At 59.8% G+C, this 17,830-nt stretch carries 20 protein-coding genes; 13 read left to right on the top strand and 7 right to left on the bottom strand.

Going from position 1 to position 17,830, the window contains the following annotated elements:
* Positions 1-10: 10 nt before the first annotated feature.
* Positions 11-256, top strand: a complete 246-nt coding sequence (locus tag ACIROY_RS00100) for a hypothetical protein (RefSeq protein ID WP_402338842.1) — start codon at positions 11-13, stop codon at positions 254-256.
* 100 nt (positions 257-356) lie between these two features.
* Here ACIROY_RS00100 and ACIROY_RS00095 read toward each other — a convergent pair whose 3' ends face one another.
* Positions 357-608 (bottom strand): hypothetical protein, encoded by a 252-nt coding sequence (locus ACIROY_RS00095; protein WP_402338840.1) that lies wholly within the window; start codon positions 606-608, stop codon positions 357-359.
* Positions 605-1,372 (bottom strand): sulfite exporter TauE/SafE family protein, encoded by a 768-nt coding sequence (locus ACIROY_RS00090; RefSeq protein WP_402338838.1) that lies wholly within the window; start codon positions 1,370-1,372, stop codon positions 605-607. The genes ACIROY_RS00095 and ACIROY_RS00090 overlap by 4 nt, the downstream gene beginning before the upstream one ends.
* A 137-nt stretch (positions 1,373-1,509) precedes the next feature.
* On the opposite strand from ACIROY_RS00090, the gene ACIROY_RS00085 reads away from it, so the two are divergent.
* On the top strand, positions 1,510-2,421 hold the full coding sequence (locus ACIROY_RS00085; protein ID WP_402338836.1) for a LysR family transcriptional regulator: 912 nt from the start codon (positions 1,510-1,512) through the stop codon (positions 2,419-2,421).
* 20 nt (positions 2,422-2,441) lie between these two features.
* Here the strand turns inward: ACIROY_RS00085 and pgeF are convergent, their stop codons facing one another.
* A complete protein-coding gene (gene pgeF, locus ACIROY_RS00080; protein WP_402338834.1) occupies positions 2,442-3,191 on the bottom strand; it encodes a peptidoglycan editing factor PgeF in 750 nt (249 codons plus the stop codon).
* A gap of 5 nt (positions 3,192-3,196) precedes the next feature.
* The gene (locus ACIROY_RS00075; protein ID WP_402272379.1) at positions 3,197-4,255 is read right to left on the bottom strand and encodes an RluA family pseudouridine synthase; all 1,059 of its coding nucleotides are present in this window, start codon (positions 4,253-4,255) and stop codon (positions 3,197-3,199) included.
* A gap of 63 nt (positions 4,256-4,318) precedes the next feature.
* Between ACIROY_RS00075 and ACIROY_RS00070 the strand changes: the two genes are divergently transcribed.
* On the top strand, positions 4,319-5,119 hold the full coding sequence (locus ACIROY_RS00070; protein ID WP_402338833.1) for an outer membrane protein assembly factor BamD: 801 nt from the start codon (positions 4,319-4,321) through the stop codon (positions 5,117-5,119).
* Positions 5,120-5,357: 238 nt separating this feature from the next.
* Positions 5,358-6,992: a methyl-accepting chemotaxis protein gene (locus tag ACIROY_RS00065; RefSeq protein WP_402338831.1), complete on the top strand. Its 1,635-nt coding sequence runs from the start codon at positions 5,358-5,360 to the stop codon at positions 6,990-6,992.
* 70 nt (positions 6,993-7,062) lie between these two features.
* Here ACIROY_RS00065 and yaaA read toward each other — a convergent pair whose 3' ends face one another.
* Positions 7,063-7,839 (bottom strand): peroxide stress protein YaaA, encoded by a 777-nt coding sequence (yaaA, locus tag ACIROY_RS00060; RefSeq protein ID WP_402338829.1) that lies wholly within the window; start codon positions 7,837-7,839, stop codon positions 7,063-7,065.
* A 330-nt stretch (positions 7,840-8,169) separates the two neighbouring features.
* Between yaaA and ACIROY_RS00055 the strand changes: the two genes are divergently transcribed.
* The 9 genes from ACIROY_RS00055 to ACIROY_RS00015 all read left to right on the top strand — a co-directional run bounded on the left by ACIROY_RS00055 (position 8,170) and on the right by ACIROY_RS00015 (position 16,604).
* Positions 8,170-9,885, top strand: a complete 1,716-nt coding sequence (locus ACIROY_RS00055; RefSeq protein WP_402338827.1) for a methyl-accepting chemotaxis protein — start codon at positions 8,170-8,172, stop codon at positions 9,883-9,885.
* Positions 9,886-10,172: 287 nt separating this feature from the next.
* Positions 10,173-10,460, top strand: a complete 288-nt coding sequence (locus ACIROY_RS00050) for a hypothetical protein (protein ID WP_402272387.1) — start codon at positions 10,173-10,175, stop codon at positions 10,458-10,460.
* The gene (locus tag ACIROY_RS00045; protein WP_402338825.1) at positions 10,450-10,971 is read left to right on the top strand and encodes a putative toxin-antitoxin system toxin component, PIN family; all 522 of its coding nucleotides are present in this window, start codon (positions 10,450-10,452) and stop codon (positions 10,969-10,971) included. The genes ACIROY_RS00050 and ACIROY_RS00045 overlap by 11 nt, the downstream gene beginning before the upstream one ends.
* A 115-nt stretch (positions 10,972-11,086) precedes the next feature.
* On the top strand, positions 11,087-12,247 hold the full coding sequence (locus tag ACIROY_RS00040) for a pyridoxal phosphate-dependent aminotransferase (RefSeq protein WP_402272392.1): 1,161 nt from the start codon (positions 11,087-11,089) through the stop codon (positions 12,245-12,247).
* A 28-nt stretch (positions 12,248-12,275) separates the two neighbouring features.
* The gene (locus tag ACIROY_RS00035) at positions 12,276-12,983 is read left to right on the top strand and encodes an enoyl-CoA hydratase-related protein (RefSeq protein WP_402272394.1); all 708 of its coding nucleotides are present in this window, start codon (positions 12,276-12,278) and stop codon (positions 12,981-12,983) included.
* Between the two features lie 125 nt (positions 12,984-13,108).
* Positions 13,109-14,278 (top strand): GNAT family N-acetyltransferase, encoded by a 1,170-nt coding sequence (locus ACIROY_RS00030; RefSeq protein ID WP_402338823.1) that lies wholly within the window; start codon positions 13,109-13,111, stop codon positions 14,276-14,278.
* 151 nt (positions 14,279-14,429) lie between these two features.
* Positions 14,430-15,122 (top strand): glutathione binding-like protein, encoded by a 693-nt coding sequence (locus ACIROY_RS00025; protein WP_402272397.1) that lies wholly within the window; start codon positions 14,430-14,432, stop codon positions 15,120-15,122.
* Between the two features lie 175 nt (positions 15,123-15,297).
* Positions 15,298-16,041: an NAD-dependent epimerase/dehydratase family protein gene (locus ACIROY_RS00020; RefSeq protein WP_402338822.1), complete on the top strand. Its 744-nt coding sequence runs from the start codon at positions 15,298-15,300 to the stop codon at positions 16,039-16,041.
* Positions 16,038-16,604 carry a cupin domain-containing protein gene (locus tag ACIROY_RS00015; RefSeq protein ID WP_402338820.1) on the top strand — a complete coding sequence of 189 codons (567 nt, stop codon included), beginning with the start codon at positions 16,038-16,040 and terminating at the stop codon, positions 16,602-16,604. Before ACIROY_RS00020 ends, ACIROY_RS00015 begins: the two co-directional genes overlap by 4 nt.
* Positions 16,605-16,614: 10 nt before the next feature.
* Here the strand turns inward: ACIROY_RS00015 and ACIROY_RS00010 are convergent, their stop codons facing one another.
* Together ACIROY_RS00010 and ACIROY_RS00005 are read right to left on the bottom strand one after the other, a co-directional pair.
* Positions 16,615-17,067 (bottom strand): MaoC family dehydratase, encoded by a 453-nt coding sequence (locus ACIROY_RS00010; RefSeq protein WP_402272404.1) that lies wholly within the window; start codon positions 17,065-17,067, stop codon positions 16,615-16,617.
* A 94-nt stretch (positions 17,068-17,161) separates the two neighbouring features.
* Positions 17,162-17,812: a CoA transferase subunit B gene (locus tag ACIROY_RS00005; RefSeq protein WP_402338818.1), complete on the bottom strand. Its 651-nt coding sequence runs from the start codon at positions 17,810-17,812 to the stop codon at positions 17,162-17,164.
* Positions 17,813-17,830: the final 18 nt, after the last annotated feature.

Here is a 17,830-nt window from a genome sequence, read left to right as displayed (position 1 = left end):
AGAAACCACAATGTACATCGTCGCAATCGCATGGTTATATGTCGTCTTCATGATGTCGATTACCGAACAGTCCGTTACGGCAGGAATCATGACGTTTTTCCTGTACGGCGTATTTCCCTTGACAATTGTTTTATACCTGATGGGTACACCGCAGCGCAAGCGGAATCGTCAAATCCGGGAAAAATCGAAAGCGCTGCATGAGGCAGAACAAAGGCCGCCAAACGAGGCAGCGCCACATCAGAAAAACGAGCCCTGACAGACGATGAAAGATGCGCCCTCATGTCGGCATGAGGGGCGAGAATTACACAGCGGCGTCAAACCGCCAATAGAAGAATTACGAAAGTTGAAAACCGTGCTCACGCATCCGGGAGCGGTGCGGAACTGCATGGCGCTTCCAAGAGGTGCCGCGCGAGGTGCGCTCGCAGAGACTCCTCGATGCCATTACCGCGCCAGCGCGGCACAACGTAGATGACGATCGCATTGGTCCGGCCGTTCTTATACACCTCACCATCTTCCACGTCGAGCGCACCGATGATGTCATGTTCCAGCCTGGCGTAAATGCGCAGACCGCGCGCGCGTGTTTCGATGTCGAACCGCAGCCCCTTCATCGCCACAGATGTGAACTCAGGTGCAGTCCCAACAGCAGCAAACCGATAAAGAAGCAGCGGCGAAACAAGACTGCCGAAATCTTCCCGCGCAACCACTGCCCGATGAACATACCGCCCAGCGCCGGCGCCAGCGCCATCAACGAAATCGCCGCGCCTTCCATCTGCAGCGCGCCGCCCTGCGCAAGTCCGGCGGCCATCGCAATCGTCGACACCGTGAACGACAAACCCAGCGCCTGGATGAGTTCGTCTTTTTCCACGTTGAGCGCCTGCAAATACGGCACCGCAGGAATCACGAATACCGCTGTCGCAGCGGTGACCAGTCCGGTGGCCAGACCGATCAACGGCGACAGATATTTTTCCCTGGCGGCACTGACCGAAAACTTCACGGCTGCCAGTCCCAACACGGCATACACGACCAGCGCCACGCCGAGAAAAGCGGTCGCGCGCCCGCCTGTATCGATCGCCAAAAAATTCACGCCGAGCAGTGTACCGGCAAAGATCCCCAGCAACATCAACCACAGCCGGCGCAACAGCCACATGAAGCGTCCCCCTGCCAGCAATTGCCAGACATTGGTCACCAGCGAAGGCACGATCAGAAGTGCCGCCGCCTGCAACGGCGGCATGAACAAACCCAACAAGCCTACGGCTACGGTAGGCAGGCCGAGCCCGACCACGCCTTTGACGAAACCCGCCAGCAGAAAGATGGCGGTAACGGCCGACAGTAACGCGAAATGGGCGACATCAAAAGACAAGCTGGTCGGCACGGCGGCTCCCTCTCAATTCAATCAACAATGCGCCAAGTCTGCCAGCTATCGTCATGCGAGAAAATCTGGAATACACTGAGTCAGCCTTCGGTGCCGCCGAAGGCTGACCCGCCAATTCCCCCTGTAGATCCGTCATCATGAGCACACGTCTTGACCTGAGCGACTTGCGGCTATTTCTGCATGTCGCGGAAACCGGTAGCATTACCGCCGGCGCCGACCGTTCGCATCTCGCGCTGGCGTCTGCCAGCGCGCGCATCCGCAGCATGGAAGACGCACTCGGCGTAGCCTTGCTGCTGCGTGAACGACGCGGCGTGCAACTGACCGAAGCCGGACGCGCCCTGCTGCATCACGCCCGCACCGTACACCAGCAAATGGACCGGATGCGCGACGAGCTCAGCGAGTATGCGCACGGCCTCAAAGGCCACATCCGCCTGCTCGGCAATACCGCCGCCATCAGCGAATTCCTGCCGGATGCGCTGGGGACATTCCTGTCGCACAACCCGTATATCGACATTGATCTTGAAGAACGACTCAGCCACGAAATCGTGCAGGCCATCGTCGACGGCGTCGCCGACATCGGCATCGTCGCCGATTCAGTGCCGACCGGCCCGTTGCAGACCATCCCCTTTCGGCAGGACCGGCTGGTCGCAGTGCTGCCGCGCAAACACGCCTTGACGCGCCGCAAGGCGTTGCAGTTCGCGGAACTCATGGATAAGAATTTCATTGGATTGAGCAATGGCAGCGCGCTGCAGGAACATCTGGCCGGTCACGCCCTGCGGGCCGGCAAACGCCTGCAATATCGCGTCAGGCTGCGCAGCTTTGACGGCATCTGCCGGATGGTGGAACGCGAAGTGGGCATCGCCGTGATTCCCGAAACAGCGGCTCTGCGCTGCAAGAAAACCATGGAGATCAATTGCATACCGCTCAGCGATGCATGGGCGAAACGACAGTTGCTGATATGCGTGAGAAGCCACGAGGAGTTGCCGGGACACACCCGGCAGTTACTGGAACAATTGATTGAATTGCCCGAATTTCCCGAATTGAAATAGCCGACACCGGCCGGCGCGGGCTACCTGAGCCAGATCAGGGACGCCATACGACCGGTCTGTTTGTCACGCCGATAAGAATAGAATCGCTTGTCGCTGACGGTACAGAAGCCGCCGCCCGCAACCCGTTGCACGCCGACCTGCGCCAGTCGCTGACGCGCCAGCTGGTAGATATCCGCGAAATATTTGCCTTCGCGTCCAGCGATAGCCACGAAGGCCGAGCGGCTTGCGGCGTCGTGCGCGGCAAATGCATCCAGCACGTCCTGGCCGACTTCAAATTGCTGCGGACCGATCGCCGGCCCCAGCCAGGCATTGATTTCATCGGCACCGCGGTCGCGCATGGCGGACACGGTGTTTTCCAGCACGCCGCCGGCCAATCCGCGCCAGCCCGCATGTGCGGCGCCGACCACGCTGCCGGCAGCATCGCACAACAATACCGGCAGGCAATCCGCGGTCATCATGACGCACACCGCTCCGGGCTCACTGGCAATGCAAGCGTCGGCGTCAGGCGTACCCAGCACCTTGGCTGCATCAGCGACGTTGACGCCGTGCACCTGGGTCAGCCAGAATGGTTCGGCAGGCAGGATACTTCGCAGCAAGCTGCGATTACGCTGCACGTTCGCAGGCTCGTCCTGTACATGCGCGCCCAGATTCAGACCGCCGCCGCCGTGTCCGTCGTCATACGGCCCACGGCTGACGCCGCCGCCGCGCATTGTCGACAAGGCGCCGACGTTGGCGGGGATACCGATCCAGTCGGGAATCAGCAGTTCCATGCGGGCTAGTCCTCGAGCGCAGCAAGGACTTTCACGTCGATGCCGGCGCGTTCCAGCAATTCGGTGAAATCCGCCGGCAAGCCGACTTCCCATTCCACCTGCTTGCCGGTGGCCGGATGGATCAGACCCAGCTTCCAGGCCTGCAAGGCCTGGCGCGGGAAAAACGGCATCAGGTGCGACTTGCCGTACAAGGCGTCGCCAACCAAGGCGAAACCGAGAGATTGCATATGGACGCGAATCTGATGCGTGCGCCCGGTTTCCAGCTGGCAACGCATCAGACTGACGGCGCGGCCATCGAGCGCTCCCACGGCAGCGCGGCGATAGTGCGTGACCGCCGGCTTGGCCGTCATGCTTTCAGACACCGCCATCTTGATGCGGTCGCGCGGATGGCGCGCCATCGCCGCATCGATCGTTCCGGACAACTGCGGCATGCCCCACACCAGCGCCAGGTATTGGCGCTTGACGGTGCGTGCCTGCAACTGGCGCACCAGGTCGGTCTGCGCCGCCAGCGTCTTGGCCACCACCATGAGGCCGCTGGTGTCCTTGTCCAGGCGATGGACGATGCCCGCGCGCGGTACACCGGCCAGCGCCGGGCAGTGATGTAATAAACCGTTAAGAAGCGTGCCCGACCAGTTGCCGGCGGCCGGATGGACCACCAGTCCCGCCGGTTTGTCGATCACCATGATGGCCTTGTCTTCGTAGACAATACGCAAGTCCATCGGCTCAGGCTGGAAGGCGTTGTCTTCCGGCGCGGCCTGGGGCGTGATGATGACCAGTTCGTCGCCCAACACCGTCATTTTGGTGCGGGCGGGATTGCCGTCGACTGTTACGTGACCACCTTCTATCCATTGCTGGATGCGGCTGCGCGAATATTGCGGCACCAGTCCCGACAAGACTTTGTCGAGCCGGACGCCGCAAGCGTCGTCGGTCAGTTTCAGGGTTATGGGTTCTGCACCATCGGTAAATTCCTCGACGACTTCATCGAGCGAATCATCTCCCTCGGGTATTTCAACAGGTTCGGTTGCAAATGCTTTAACAACCTTAGGGGGAGTGGTACGTGACATCAGCTATAATCAGTGGATTGAAATTTCTTGTTTCTTTGCACCCGCTCAAACTGCTCATACGTCATGCAAAAAATCTTATTGAAGTTGCTTACCGTCGCATTCATCCTTTCATTGTCGGCTTGTGGCTTGCTACCGGAACAAAAAGACGAGACGATTGGCTGGTCTGCGTCCAAATTATACTCGGAAGCCAAGGACGAGCTGACCGCAGGCGGTTACGAGAAGTCGATCAAGTATTTTGAAAAGCTCGAATCGCGTTATCCGTTCGGGACCTATGCGCAACAGGCGCAGATGGATATCGCCTACGCGTACTACCGTCTGAACGACCAGCCGCAAGGCCTGGCGGCGGTTGACCGTTTCATCAAGCTGCACCCGAATCATCCCAATGTCGACTACATGTACTACCTGCGCGGGCTGATCAATTTCAATGATCGCACCAGCATCTTCGACACCTTCACCGACCAGGACAATACCGAGCGCGATCCCAAGGCCGTACGCGATGCCTTCGATTCGTTCAAGTTGCTGGCCGAGCGTTTCCCGGACAGCACTTACACCCCGGACGCCCTGCTGCGCATGAAATACCTGGTCAATTCGATGGCGCAATACGACGTCCACGTTGCCAACTACTACCTCCGCCGCGGCGCCTATGTATCCGCCGTCAACCGCGCCCAGGCTGCGGTGAAGGAATATCCGGATGCACCGGCCGTCGAAGAGGCCCTGTTCATCATGATGCGTGCGTACGAAGCGATGGGCCAGAAACAACTGCGCGACGACACCGAGCGCGTGATTCAGGCAACTTACCCGAACAGCTCTTACTACACAGGCGGCCCCAAGGCCAAGGACAAGCCTTGGTGGAAGATCTGGTAAGCCACCTGCGTCAATGAGAAAAACCTCGCCATGCGAGGTTTTTTTACGTCAACGCCCCTGTTTCTTTGGCTCGTAACGTTATTTAAGTAGAAAAAAAACGGCGACCAACATATGCTTGATAACAGAACGTCATCATCAAACGTCGTCGCAACATTCTCCTCGCTTCTCCGAAGGCCACCCCGTTGTGCCCGCAGCACAGCGTTGCACTGCATCAATGCAGACCTTCTGGAGACGCATCATGGCATGGTTCTACAATTTGCGAATTTCGCGGAAATTACTCATTTCCTTTTGCATCATCCTCAGCCTGACCTGCTCGCTTGGTGCCTTTTCGGTTTTACAGCTGGCCAAGGTCAATCAAGCTTCCGTCGAAATTGCCACCAACTGGCTGCCCAGCATTTCGGTCGCCCTGGATCTCAAAGTCGCCCTGTCGCGCGTACGCGCCATCCAGCTCCAGCACATCCTGTCGTCCAAGGAGCAAGAATTCGTTCAGAACGAAAAAGAACTCGAGCAACAAAACCGTGTAATCAGGCAAAAGATCATTGATTTTGGGCCGCTGGCAAACACGGACGTCGAAAAAGCCATCATCGCCAAGCTCGCGCGTGAGTTCAACGAGATACTTTCAGTCCAGAAAAAAGTGCTGGCGATATCGCGCTTGAACAAAACGGCCGAGGCGCACGCGCTTCACATGGCAGAGTTCACCCCCCTCTATTTTCGTATCCTGGGCGATGCCGACACCCTCGCCTCCGTCAACCTGAGCGGAAGCAAAGAGGCGGATGAGGTGGCACATGATACGTTCCAGTCGTCGCGCATCCTGATTCTCAGCTTGCTCCTGGCCTCGACATGCCTAGGGATCGCGATGGCGATATGGGTATCCCGGCTGGTAGTCAAACCCTTGCAACAAGCTGTCATGGTCGCCCAGCGTGTCGCCGACGGCGATCTGACGACATCAATCAATCCAGTCAGCAAGGACGAGACCGGACAATTGATGCTAGCGCTCAAGGCAATGACCGACAGTCTTTCCAAAATCGTCAACGAGGTGAGGCTGGGCACGGACTGCATTGCGACCGCCTCGACTCAGATTGCCACCGGCAACCTGGACCTGTCTTCCCGCACCGAGCAGCAGGCCTCCTCCTTGCAGGAAACGTCATCCTCAGTCAACGACTTGACCATCGCAGTCAAGCAGAATGCCGATAGTGCGAATCATGCCAATCAACTGGCCGTATCGGCAGCAAAAATCGCCACGGAGGGAGGCGAAGTGGTGACTCAGGTAGTCGAGACCATGCAGTCCATCAATACTTCGTCAAAGAAAATCTCCGACATTATCGGTGTCATCGACGGCATCGCATTCCAGACCAATATCCTGGCATTGAATGCTGCAGTCGAAGCAGCGCGCGCGGGGGAACAAGGTCGGGGTTTTGCCGTGGTGGCGTCGGAAGTCCGCAGCCTGGCTCAACGTTCGGCCAGTGCGGCCAAAGATATCAAATCGCTGATCGACGATTCGGTGACCAAGGTCGATACCGGCAGCAAGCTGGTGGAGCATGCCGGGGCGACCATGCGCAACATCGTCAGCAGCGTGAAACGCGTGACCGATATCGTCGGTGAAATCTCCAGTTCGAGTCAGACGCAAAGCACTCGTATCGAACAAGTGAATCAAAGCATCCTGCAAATGGATGAGGTGACACAGCAAAATGCAGCCTTGGTGGAACAAGCGGCAGCCGCCGCCCAATCACTGCAAGATCAGGCCGCCAAACTCGCGCAAGTGGTCGGCGTGTTCAGACTCAACATGGCCGACACCTCGGCAAGCACAACAACGCAAACGTCGCAAGCACCGCGACTGGCGATAATGCGTCGCGAGCGCTTGCCAATGGTTTAACGGCACCGTCACGCGCTGGAGAGGCGCCTCCCCCTTTGCAAATCGGAAATATTTTCGTCAGAACGAAAAGTTACGCTTCCACACGCCGGCGGAACACCCATGAAGTTTCGCTGGAGACGGACTCATCGAACGCATAACCGTCGAGATCGAAGTTCTTGAGTTTCTCCGGCTGGTTCACGCCCTTCAGTGCCGCATAGCGCGCCATCAGTCCGCGCGCGCGCTTGGCGTAGAAGGAAATGATCTTGTACTTGCCGCCCTTCCAGTCTTCGAACACCGGCGAAATCACCTTGGCCTCAAGCACCTTGGGCTTGACCACCTTGAAATACTCTTCCGACGCCAGGTTCACCAGCACTTTGGACTTGTGCCCCGCCAGCTCGCCGTTGAGCGCCTTGGTGACGTCTTCGCCCCAGAACGCGTACAAATCCTTGCCATGCGGATTCGGCAGCCTGGTGCCCATTTCCAGGCGATACGGCTGCATCAGATCCAGCGGACGCAGCGCGCCGTACAGGCCGGACAGGATGCGCACATGCGACTGCACGTAATCCAGTTGCCTGGCGGAAAGTGAAGCCGCATCAAGGCCTTCATAGACGTCGCCGTTGAAGGCAAGCACGGCCTGCTTGCTGTTCTTGCTGGTGAACTTGCGCGACCACGAAGCGAAACGATCCGCATTGAGGGTCGCCAGCTGGTCCGAAATTCCCATCAGCGTGGCGATCTGCGCCGGCGACTTCTGTTTCAGGACTTCAATCAGTTCTGCGGAACGTGCAACAAAATCGGGCTTGGTGTGGATGTCGGTCGTTGCGGGTGTGTCGTAGTCGAGGGATTTGGCGGGCGATAAAACAATCAGCATAGAGGGTCCTGTTAATTTTTTCGACATCATACCGAAAGCGCCGGCACCCGTCTGGGGACGGGCCATTCCTTGGCATTCATTGACGCACAGACAAGTACGCGTTGCGCCCTCTCTGCGGGGTGTTGCTAATACGCCAAACCAAAAAGTAAATTTTCCCGCGCCCTGAACTTCTTCATAGAATGGACGTTCATGTCATACGCGGTATGGGGCATCCAACGAGAACAATCCAAGCCCCCATGGATACGGAATTTGCACCGAGAACAAGCAGTGAAGATGCATTGCCGCGGCACGATCGACATCGGCCGTCACATCCACCGACAGGGAGGCTCTATGAAATGGTTCTATGATTTGCAAATTTCCAAAAAGCTGCTGATTTCCTTCATCCTTGTGCTGGCGTTGACCAGCGCGCTCGGCGCTTTCGCCATCGTCCAGCTCGGCAAGGTCAACCAGGCATCGACCGACATCGCCACCAACTGGCTGCCCAGCGTCAGGACCTCGCTTGAATTGAAAGTCCTTCTGGTGCGCATCCGCTCGGTCCAGCTTCAACATGTCCTTTCTTCCACCGAAGCTGATTTCGTCGCCAATGAAAAGCTGCTCGACGACATGGTGCCAGCCATGAAGAAGAAACTCGCCGACTACGAAAAGCTGATCGACACTGACATCGAAAAAGCCGTCTATCCCCAGCTGGTGAAAAACTTCGATGCCTTCCTGGCGTTGCAAAAGAAGATCCTCGATCTCTCGCGCCAGAACAAGAATGAGGAAGCGCGCGAAGTCATCATGAAGGAAGCCACGCCGATCTACCTGGCGATGTTCGCCAATGCCGACAAGCTCGTCGCCGCCAACCAGGAAGGCGCCGACCTCGCGGACACATCGGCCGAAACCACCTACAACTCTTCACGCATCATGATCGTCGCCATGCTGGCGGCCTGCATCGTGCTCGGCATGCTGATGGCGGTGTGGGTCGCGCGCATCGTCTCCAACCCGCTGCGCCTTGCGGTCAATGTGGCGCAGCGCGTCGCCGACGGCGACCTGACCGCCGACATCCGGCCGTCCAGCAAGGATGAAACCGGACAGTTGATGTCCTCGCTCAAGGCCATGAACGACAGCCTGCTCAAGATCGTCAGCCAGGTGCGCCAGGGCACCGACACCATCGCCACCGCGTCCAACGAAATCGCGGTCGGCAATCTCGACCTGTCCAGCCGTACCGAACAGCAGGCAAGCTCGCTGGAAGAAACCGCCTCGTCCATGGAAGAACTCACCTCGACCGTCAAGCAAAACGCCGACAACGCGCGCCAGGCAAATCAATTGGCGGTGTCGGCATCGGAAGTGGCGATCCAGGGCGGCAGCGTGGTGGAACAAGTGGTCGACACCATGGGTTCGATCAACGACTCATCAAAGAAAATCGTCGACATCATCAGCGTTATTGACGGGATTGCGTTCCAGACCAATATCCTGGCGCTCAACGCTGCCGTGGAAGCCGCACGCGCCGGCGAGCAAGGTCGCGGCTTTGCAGTCGTGGCCAGCGAAGTGCGCAGCCTGGCGCAGCGCTCTGCCTCGGCGGCCAAGGAGATCAAGGCGCTCATCGACGACTCGGTTGAAAAAGTCGACACCGGCAGCAAGCTCGTCGCGCAAGCCGGCGCAACCATGACCGAAGTGGTCAGCAGCGTCAAACGCGTCACCGACATCGTCGGCGAAATCACCGCCGCCAGCCAGGAACAAAGCGCCGGCATCGAAGAAGTCAACCAGGCCATCACGCAGATGGACGAAGTCACCCAGCAAAACGCCGCGCTGGTCGAAGAAGCTGCTGCTGCCGCACAATCGCTGCAAGACCAGGCTGCGAAACTTGCCGAAGTAGTCAGTGTTTTCAAGCTCGATAGCGCGCAAGCCCGAGTCGTTCCCGCCGCAGCTCCCGCACGCCGGGCGCCCCCGGTGATTTCCAGGCCGGCGGCATCCGCCCGGCTGCCCCTGCAAAAAACCTCCGCTCCGGCGCCGCGCCAGATCAAGCAGAACACCGCCGATGACGGCAACTCATGGGAGCAGTTCTGAACCGCGCCGTCACGCGAACACGAGTAACCGCCGGCATCGCCGCGTCATGACGACGCGGCTTTTTTTGCCGTCGCGGCCAACTTGCAAGCTGTACAACACGAGGCAAAAAAGCTGCGCGACCAACATTGCCCGACGAGCAGATAAGGCCTACATGGATTAGTATCTGGGGTATGGAACAACGCAGGATGACGACATCGTCCATGCCCGGCCGCGACAACAGCAACTGCTGCCGGCGACGCCAAGGACGGGACCGCCCCTGCACGATTCGACACCTACCAGGAGGAGATATGAAACGCGACAAAGCTCTGATGACTGATATCCTCACCACACTGTCCACCTTTGGCACCAGCTACGGCGACATTGAGAAGATTCAAACCAATCTCACCACGCAGAACACCCCGCCCGAGCTGATCCAGCATCATCTGCGGCTGCTGCATGATCGCGGCCTTGTCGCGGTCGACATCCATCAATTCTGGCGCCTCACCGACCAGGGTTACGACGTCGTCGAAAGCGGTGGCAACCTCGGCGACGCACCTGCGGACGCCACCAGGAAAGCCCGCGGTTTTGACAATTAGCGCCATCACCTCCTCCAGCGGCGCACCGTCTGCCGTTGCCATTGCTGCTGCCGTCAGTCCGCGCCCTATCGTTCGAATTGTTCTCGATACCAACGTCTGCCTGGACCTGTTCGTCTTCCGCGATCCGCGCTGGGCGTTGTTGTTGCAAGCCATGCGTGAACGCCGTGTCGAAGCCGTCACGCGCGAAGACTGCCGCATGGAATGGCTGGTGGTGCTGAACTACCCGCACCTGCCGCTCACGGAAGAAGACAAGCCGACCGTCCGCGCCGCGTTCGATGACCTGATCACCTGCCTGCCCACTGCCGCCGTCAATACGTTCGGCCTGCCGGTCTGCACTGATCCGGACGACCAGAAATTCCTCGAGCTGGCACTCCAATCGCAAGCCGGCGTGCTAATCACCAAAGACAAGGCCTTGCTCAAACTAGCCAAAAAGACAGCGCGCAAAAACATGTTCGCCATCATGACGCCGCAAGGCTGGCATGCCGCCATGGCGGAAGAAATCGCGACATAGCGCCACGCCAACCGCCGGGCTGACGCATCGTCGCCGTCGATTTGCACCAAGCCAGTGCCGCCGCCGGAAATCCGGCTAAAATGCTTTCTTTCCGCTTTCTTCCAGATTCATTTCCATGAGCCAGCCAGCCAATCTCGTCTCCAAACTGCCCCGCGTCGGCACCACCATTTTCACCGTCATGTCTGCGCTTGCAAGCGAAAAAGGCGCGGTCAATCTGGGCCAGGGATTTCCCGATTTCGATTGCGATCCGGCCCTGGTCGACGCCGTCACGAACGCCATGAAAACCGGCCTGAATCAATACCCGCCGATGGCCGGCGTGCCGCTGTTGCGCGAGGCGATTGCGCAAAAGATCAAGACGCTGCACGGCCACACCTATGACGCGCTGAACGAAATCACCGTCACCGCCGGCGCCACGCAAGGCATCCTGACCTCGATCCTGTGCGCCGTGCATGCCGGCGACGAAGTGATCGTGATCGAACCGGCCTACGACTGCTATGTACCTGCGATCGAGCTGGCCGGCGGCATCCCGGTGTTCGTCCAGATGACGGTCAGCAGCGACGGCTACAGCGTGCCGTGGGACAAGGTCGCCGCCGCCGTCACCAGCAAGACGCGCCTGATCATGGTCAACACGCCGCACAACCCGACCGGTTCCATTCTCAAGAAGACCGACATCAATGCGCTGGCCGACATCGTGCGCGGCACCGACATCCTGATCCTGTCCGACGAAGTCTACGAGCACATGGTCTACGACGGCCAGGCGCATGAATCGCTGTGCCGCCATCCGGAGCTGGCGCCGCGCACCTTCATCAACTCCAGCTTCGGCAAGACTTACCACGTCACCGGCTGGAAGATCGGTTTCGTCGCCGCACCCGCCGCGCTGACCGCCGAGTTCCGCAAGGTGCACCAGTTCAACGTCTTCACCGTCAACACGCCGGTGCAATACGGCATCGCCGAGTACATGAAGAATCCGGCGCCTTACGTCGAACTGCCTGCCTTCTACCAGCGCAAGCGCGACCTGTTCCGCGACGGCCTGAAGAACACCCGCTTCAAGCTGCTGCCGTCGGACGGCACTTACTTCCAGTGCGTCGAGTACGGCGCGATCTCGGATTTGTCGGAGGCGGAATTCTCCAAATGGCTGACCACGGAAATCGGCGTCGCCGCGATTCCCGTCTCGGCGTTCTACAACACGCCCAAGGAATCCGGCATCGTGCGCTTCTGTTTCGCCAAGAAGGACGAGACGCTGCGCCTGGCGCTGGATCGCCTGGCCAAGCTGTAAACCGTCGCAACAATAACAACGCCCATCCATGACAGCCGAACTCAAAGCAAGCCGCAACGACGCCACCCTGATCCTCACCTTCGCCAATCCCGGCCAGCGCAACGCCGTGGACAGCAATGTCCTGGCGGCGGCGATCGAGACGCTGTCAAAGGCCGAGCGAGACGACTCCGTGCGCACGCTGGTGCTGACCGGCGCCGAGCAAGACTTCTGCGGCGGCGTTGAAGCTGGCAAGGATCTGGCGACGCAGATCGCGGCCCTGGAAGCCCTGCAGAACCTCATCGAGATGCTGCGCAGCTTTCCCAAGCCGGTGATTGCCGCAGTCGAAGGCGCTGCGCTCGACGCCGGCTTTTCGCTGGCGCTGGGCTGTGACCTGATCGTGGCGGGACAGAATGCCGCATTCGGCATTTCACCCTCGCAGGTCGGCACCTGGGCGGTCGGCGGCGCCGGCTGGTTCCTGCCCAAAACCCTGCCGCCGCAATGGGTGGCCGAGATCCTGCTGGACGCCGCTCCGTTACCGGCCGCGCGACTGCATGCCGCCGGCATCGTTAACCGCCTGACCTCCGACGGCGACGCGCTGGACAAGGCGCTGGCATGGGGCGAACAGTTGGCCGCAACGACACCGGCTGCGTTTGAACAACTCAAAATATTGCTCGCCAGCGCTTCCGGCACTACACTGGCGGAATATTTCTCGCTGGAAAGACATGCGTTGCTAACCAAGCGTCCCGGCGCAATCTGATCCGACCGCGATAGCAACAGCAATAGCAGTACCTGCAACCAGGGTGGAAGCGCAGTGTGACTGCCCGTAATTCCTCCCATCCTTCTTTCGCTATGGCTGCATTGTCTTCATCGGGTCAGGAGAACATGCAAGGCAACCAAACGGACACACGTCGCAACGACATCGCCACGACGGCGCGCACGCTCACGACCATACACACCGACACCGAGCTGGCGGCGCTGACGCCCGAATGGAATGCCTTGTGCGCCACCCTGCCGCTGCAGCATCCGTTTGCAGAACCCGACTGGAACCTCCACTGGTGGCGTCATCTGCGCGCCCGCCGCCTGCTTATCCACGACCGCCTGCACGCCTTCGCACTGCGCGACGCTCACGGCAAGCTGGTGGCGGTGGCGCCGATGATGATCAGCGTGCGTCCCGGCCTCGGCGCATTTGGCGTCAAGGTGCTGCAATTCTTCGGCGCTGATCCCAACATTACCGAAGTCCGTGGCCTGATCTGCCACCCCGACGACAGCGACGCCGTGCTCGCCACGCTGCAAGCCTATCTGCTCGCGCACCGGCATTTGTGGGACTGGATCGAATGGCAAGGACTGTCGCCGCAGCAGGCGCAGCAACTATCCTCTGCCGGCATTGATCAGCCGAAAGCGCGCGTAATGTGCTACCGGACCTTGCCGCCCGACTGGGATACCCTCAAAGCCAGCCTGTCGCGCAACATGAAGGAAGCGATCCGTAAATGTTTCAACTCGCTGCGTCGCGACGGCTTGCAACACACCTTCGAAGTAGTCGAACGGCCTGTCGATGTGGCGCCGGCGCTGGCCGATTTCTATCGCCTGCACGCCTTGCGTGCGCGCAGCGCTGAAGGTGTGCCGCATGCCGACGCCTTCCGCGATCGCAAGAGCCGCAGCTTTCTCTCGGATCACGCCATGATGCTGGCGCGCGAAAACCGGCTGCGCGTGTTCCGCTTGCGCATCGACGGCAAGGTTGCCGCCACGCGCATTGGCTTCGCCATGGGCGACCAGCTGTATCTTTATTATTCAGGCTACGATCCGCGCTGGCGCTCCTACAGCCTCATGACCACGCTGGTAATTGAAACCATGCGCTGGGCCATCGCGCAAGGTTTCAGCGGCGTCAATTTGTCGACCGGACGCGATCAGTCCAAGCTGCGCTGGCAACCGCAGGAAAAAATCCTCCACAACGCCATCCAGATCTCGCCGCGCGCCCGCTCCGTCGTGCTGTTCCGTGCTTACACCAGGCTGCGCAGCTACCCGCTTCTGCAGCGTTTTTCGCGCAAAAAGTAGTTCTCCGGAACGGCCGTAAAAATGCCTCTCCCCCTGCGCGTTTGCAACGCTTGGGCTACACTAGCCCGGCACTTCTCCTGACGACTTCAGAGGAGAACCGCTCTCCGTTTACGATTGTTTTTCATCACCATTTCGCCTCATAAGGAAGACCATGATTGACGTATACAGCTGGGCCACACCCAACGGCCACAAGGTCCACATCATGTTGGAAGAACTCGGCCTGGACTATCGCGCACACGCCATCGATATCGGCGCCGGCGATCAGTTCACCGATGAGTTTCTGAAGATTTCGCCGAACAACAAAATCCCCGCGATCCTCGATTCGGACGGTCCCGACGGCAAACCGATTTCGCTGTTCGAATCGGGCGCGATCCTGATTTACCTGGCCGGCAAAACCGGCAAGCTGCTCGGTTCCACCGACCGTGAAAAATACAATGTGCTGCAATGGGTGATGTTCCAGATGGGCGGCCTCGGCCCCATGCTCGGCCAGGCCCACCATTTCCGCATCTATGCGCCGGAAAAGATCGAGTACGCCGTCAATCGCTACTCCAATGAAGCCAAGCGCCTGTATGGCGTGCTCGACAAGCAATTGTCCAAGACCGCCTACCTGGCCGGCGACGAATACACCATCGCCGACATCGCCAGCTTCCCCTGGACCCGCTCGTGGAAGAACCAAGGCATCGAATTGAGCGACTACCCCAACGTGCAACGCTGGTTCGACGCCATCAGCGAACGTCCAGCCGTGCAACGCGGCGTCACCGTGCTGGCCGACAAACGCAAGGCGCTGACCGACGACAAGGCGCGCGACATCCTGTTCGGCAATTCGCAATACAAGAAGCGCTGATCGATCCGTTGCCCCGCCGGGCAGTCTCTCGCACTGCCCGGCATTCCCTACTCCTCCGCCTCTCCCGCTTCATCGTTGTGCGCCCGATCTTGGCCCAGTTCTTTCAGACGTTTTTGGCCCTTTTTACCGGACGACCGCACTCATACACTTGTGACATCTATCACAAGGAAAGATGATGAGCGAAACGATATTCCTGGCCGGTGCGACCGGCGCCATCGGCACCGTGCTGATCCCTTTGTTGCGCGACGCGGGTTACACCGTCCACGGCGGCACGCGTCGCCAGGCCCGCGCCAATGCCTTGCGCGAACTGGGCGCGATTCCCGTGATGATCGACGTATTCGACGCCGACGCTCTCAAGTCGGAATTGATCCGCATCGCGCCGTCCGTGGTGATTCATCAACTGACCGACCTGCCCCGCCTGCCCGATCCGCAGGCAATGGCGCAAGCTGCCGCAGGGAACGCCCGCATCCGCGCTGAAGGCACCCGCAACCTGATCGCCGCCGCGCTGGCCTCCGGCGCCACGCGCCTGATCGCGCAAAGCATCGCCTGGGCCTACGCCCCCGGCGACAAACCCTATCGGGAAGAACATCCGCTGGACGTTGATGCGGAAGGACTGCGCCGTGTCAGCGTCGGCGGCGTAGTGACGCTGGAAGCACAAGTCTTGCAAACGGCCGGATTGAAGGGAACCGTGCTGCGCTATGGCCAACTCTACGGTCCCGGCACCTGGTCGGCCGAACCGCAAGGCTCCAGCCCGGTCCATGTCGCCGCCGCCGCGCAGGCTGCGTTGCTGGCCCTGCAAAGCAATGCGTCCGGCGTGTTCAACATCACGGAAGACAACACCGAGGCAAGCAATCAGAAAGCGCGCCGTGTGCTCGAATGGAATCCTGCCTTCCGCTCACCGTATGGTGTCCAATCGTGAACTTGCCGCTGCCTTCTCTGCCAACGCGCCGCCATGGCTATCGCCTCGTCTTGCTCGGCGCCGTCGGCGCATTGCTGATGACGCAATCGCCGGTTCCCCAAGCTGCCGGCCGCTGGATCGCCGATATCTGCATCGGCGCCGGCGCGGATGTCCTGCCGTTTTCCAGTGCACCACTGGCAGCGACCGGTGGTGGCGGTGTGACAACTCCCGGGACGGCCGCGGCGACCAGCGTCAAAGTGATTTCCTGCGAACCGCTGCCCAACGCACCCGGCAAATCGATCACGACGATGATGGTGGATTTTCCGCCGCTAGCCTATTCCGCGCCGCATCGGCATCCGGGATCCGTGACGGCGATCGTGATAGAAGGAACCGTGCGTTCGCAGATGGAAGGCGGACCCGTCGTCAATTATCAGAAGGGCCAGACCTGGATGGAGGCGCCGTACGCGCTGCACGCGATGGCCGGCAATCCCGATCCGGCCAAACCGGCGCAACTGCTGGCGATCTTCGTGACCGACAGCAATTGCGGCCCGCTGGTGATTCCCGAACCAGCGTTGAAGAACTGACTCGCTGCGATCAGTAGCGGCGCACGATGAACTCGGCAACGCACACCGGCTTGTCGGCGTCTTCGCGTTCCATGGTGATTTCCCACACCACTTGCGCGCCGCCGGGAATCTCTTCCACCGACTGCAGCACGATGCGTCCGCGCACCTTGCTGCCGACCGGCAGCGGCGACGGGAAGCGCACGCGGTTGAGGCCATAGTTGAGCAGCATCTTGACGTTGCCCATGGAAATGCTCTGACCCATGATTTTCGGCAGCAGCCCCAACGTCAGGAAACCGTGCGCGACCGTGCCGCCGAACGGCAATTCGCGCTTGCTGCGCTCGACGTCGACGTGGATCCACTGATGATCGCCGGTGGCGTCGGCGAACAGATTGACCTGTTCTTGAGTGACTTCGATCCAGTCGCTGACCGCCACTTCCTGGCCGGCCAGTTCATGCAGTGCTTCAATGCTCGCAATCTCGCGCATACCTGTCCTTGATGATTCGTTGTCTGATTGATGATGGATCGTAAAAAAGCGCCGGATGATTGCTCAACCGGCGCCGTCTTTGCTTCCTCTTTCGTTATACCGCGCTGACGTCGAGTTCGGCTTCAGTGGCGGCGATCACGTCTTCCTTGGTCACGCCCGTGGCCAGCTCGATCAGCTTCAGGCCGCCCGGCGTCACGTCAATGACACCCAGATCGGTGATGATGCGATTGACCACACCCACGCCGGTCAGCGGCAGATTGCATTGCTTCAGGATCTTTTGCGAGATGCTGCCGTCCTTGCCCTTGGCCACGTGCTCCATCAGCACCACCACACGACCGACACCGGCCACCAGATCCATCGCGCCGCCCATGCCCTTGACCATCTTGCCCGGGATCATCCAGTTGGCCAGGTCGCCCTGCTGCGAGACCTGCATCGCACCCAAAATGGCGATGTTGATCTTGCCGCCGCGGATCATGCCGAAAGAATCCGCCGAGGCGAAGAACGACGAGCCGGGAATGGTCGTCACGGTTTGCTTGCCGGCGTTGATCAGGTCGGCGTCGACCTTGTCTTCGGTCGGGAACGGGCCGATGCCGAGCAGGCCGTTTTCCGATTGCAGCCAGACTTCAATATCCTTGGGAACGTGGTTCGCCACCAGGGTCGGCAAGCCGATGCCGAGGTTGACGTAAAAACCGTCCTGCAATTCCTTGGCTGCGCGTGCAGCCATTTCGTCTCTGGTCCATGCCATGATTATTTCTCCTTATTT

The sequence above is a fragment of the Herbaspirillum sp. NPDC101396 genome (genome assembly GCF_044767365.1).
Taxonomy (GTDB): Bacteria; Pseudomonadota; Gammaproteobacteria; order Burkholderiales; family Burkholderiaceae_D; genus Herbaspirillum.
The sequence above is the reverse complement of the archived record's forward strand: the minus strand, read 5'-3'. Positions and strand labels throughout refer to the sequence as shown.

Excerpts from the sequence above, each read along its gene's own strand:
- pgeF (WP_402338834.1), bottom strand. The coding sequence starts at position 3,191 with ATGGAACTGCTGATTCCCGACTGGATCGGTATCCCCGCCAACGTCGGC.
- ACIROY_RS00095 (WP_402338840.1), bottom strand. The coding sequence starts at position 608 with ATGAAGGGGCTGCGGTTCGACATCGAAACACGCGCGCGCGGTCTGCGC.
- ACIROY_RS00055 (WP_402338827.1), top strand. The coding sequence starts at position 8,170 with ATGAAATGGTTCTATGATTTGCAAATTTCCAAAAAGCTGCTGATTTCC.
- ACIROY_RS00025 (WP_402272397.1), top strand. The coding sequence starts at position 14,430 with ATGATTGACGTATACAGCTGGGCCACACCCAACGGCCACAAGGTCCAC.
- ACIROY_RS00040 (WP_402272392.1), top strand. The coding sequence starts at position 11,087 with ATGAGCCAGCCAGCCAATCTCGTCTCCAAACTGCCCCGCGTCGGCACC.
- ACIROY_RS00050 (WP_402272387.1), top strand. The coding sequence starts at position 10,173 with ATGAAACGCGACAAAGCTCTGATGACTGATATCCTCACCACACTGTCC.
- ACIROY_RS00005 (WP_402338818.1), bottom strand. The coding sequence starts at position 17,812 with ATGGCATGGACCAGAGACGAAATGGCTGCACGCGCAGCCAAGGAATTG.
- ACIROY_RS00020 (WP_402338822.1), top strand. The coding sequence starts at position 15,298 with ATGAGCGAAACGATATTCCTGGCCGGTGCGACCGGCGCCATCGGCACC.
- ACIROY_RS00070 (WP_402338833.1), top strand. The coding sequence starts at position 4,319 with ATGCAAAAAATCTTATTGAAGTTGCTTACCGTCGCATTCATCCTTTCA.
- ACIROY_RS00010 (WP_402272404.1), bottom strand. The coding sequence starts at position 17,067 with ATGCGCGAGATTGCGAGCATTGAAGCACTGCATGAACTGGCCGGCCAG.
- ACIROY_RS00065 (WP_402338831.1), top strand. The coding sequence starts at position 5,358 with ATGGCATGGTTCTACAATTTGCGAATTTCGCGGAAATTACTCATTTCC.
- ACIROY_RS00030 (WP_402338823.1), top strand. The coding sequence starts at position 13,109 with ATGCAAGGCAACCAAACGGACACACGTCGCAACGACATCGCCACGACG.
- ACIROY_RS00075 (WP_402272379.1), bottom strand. The coding sequence starts at position 4,255 with ATGTCACGTACCACTCCCCCTAAGGTTGTTAAAGCATTTGCAACCGAA.
- ACIROY_RS00100 (WP_402338842.1), top strand. The coding sequence starts at position 11 with ATGTACATCGTCGCAATCGCATGGTTATATGTCGTCTTCATGATGTCG.
- ACIROY_RS00035 (WP_402272394.1), top strand. The coding sequence starts at position 12,276 with ATGACAGCCGAACTCAAAGCAAGCCGCAACGACGCCACCCTGATCCTC.
- yaaA (WP_402338829.1), bottom strand. The coding sequence starts at position 7,839 with ATGCTGATTGTTTTATCGCCCGCCAAATCCCTCGACTACGACACACCC.
- ACIROY_RS00085 (WP_402338836.1), top strand. The coding sequence starts at position 1,510 with ATGAGCACACGTCTTGACCTGAGCGACTTGCGGCTATTTCTGCATGTC.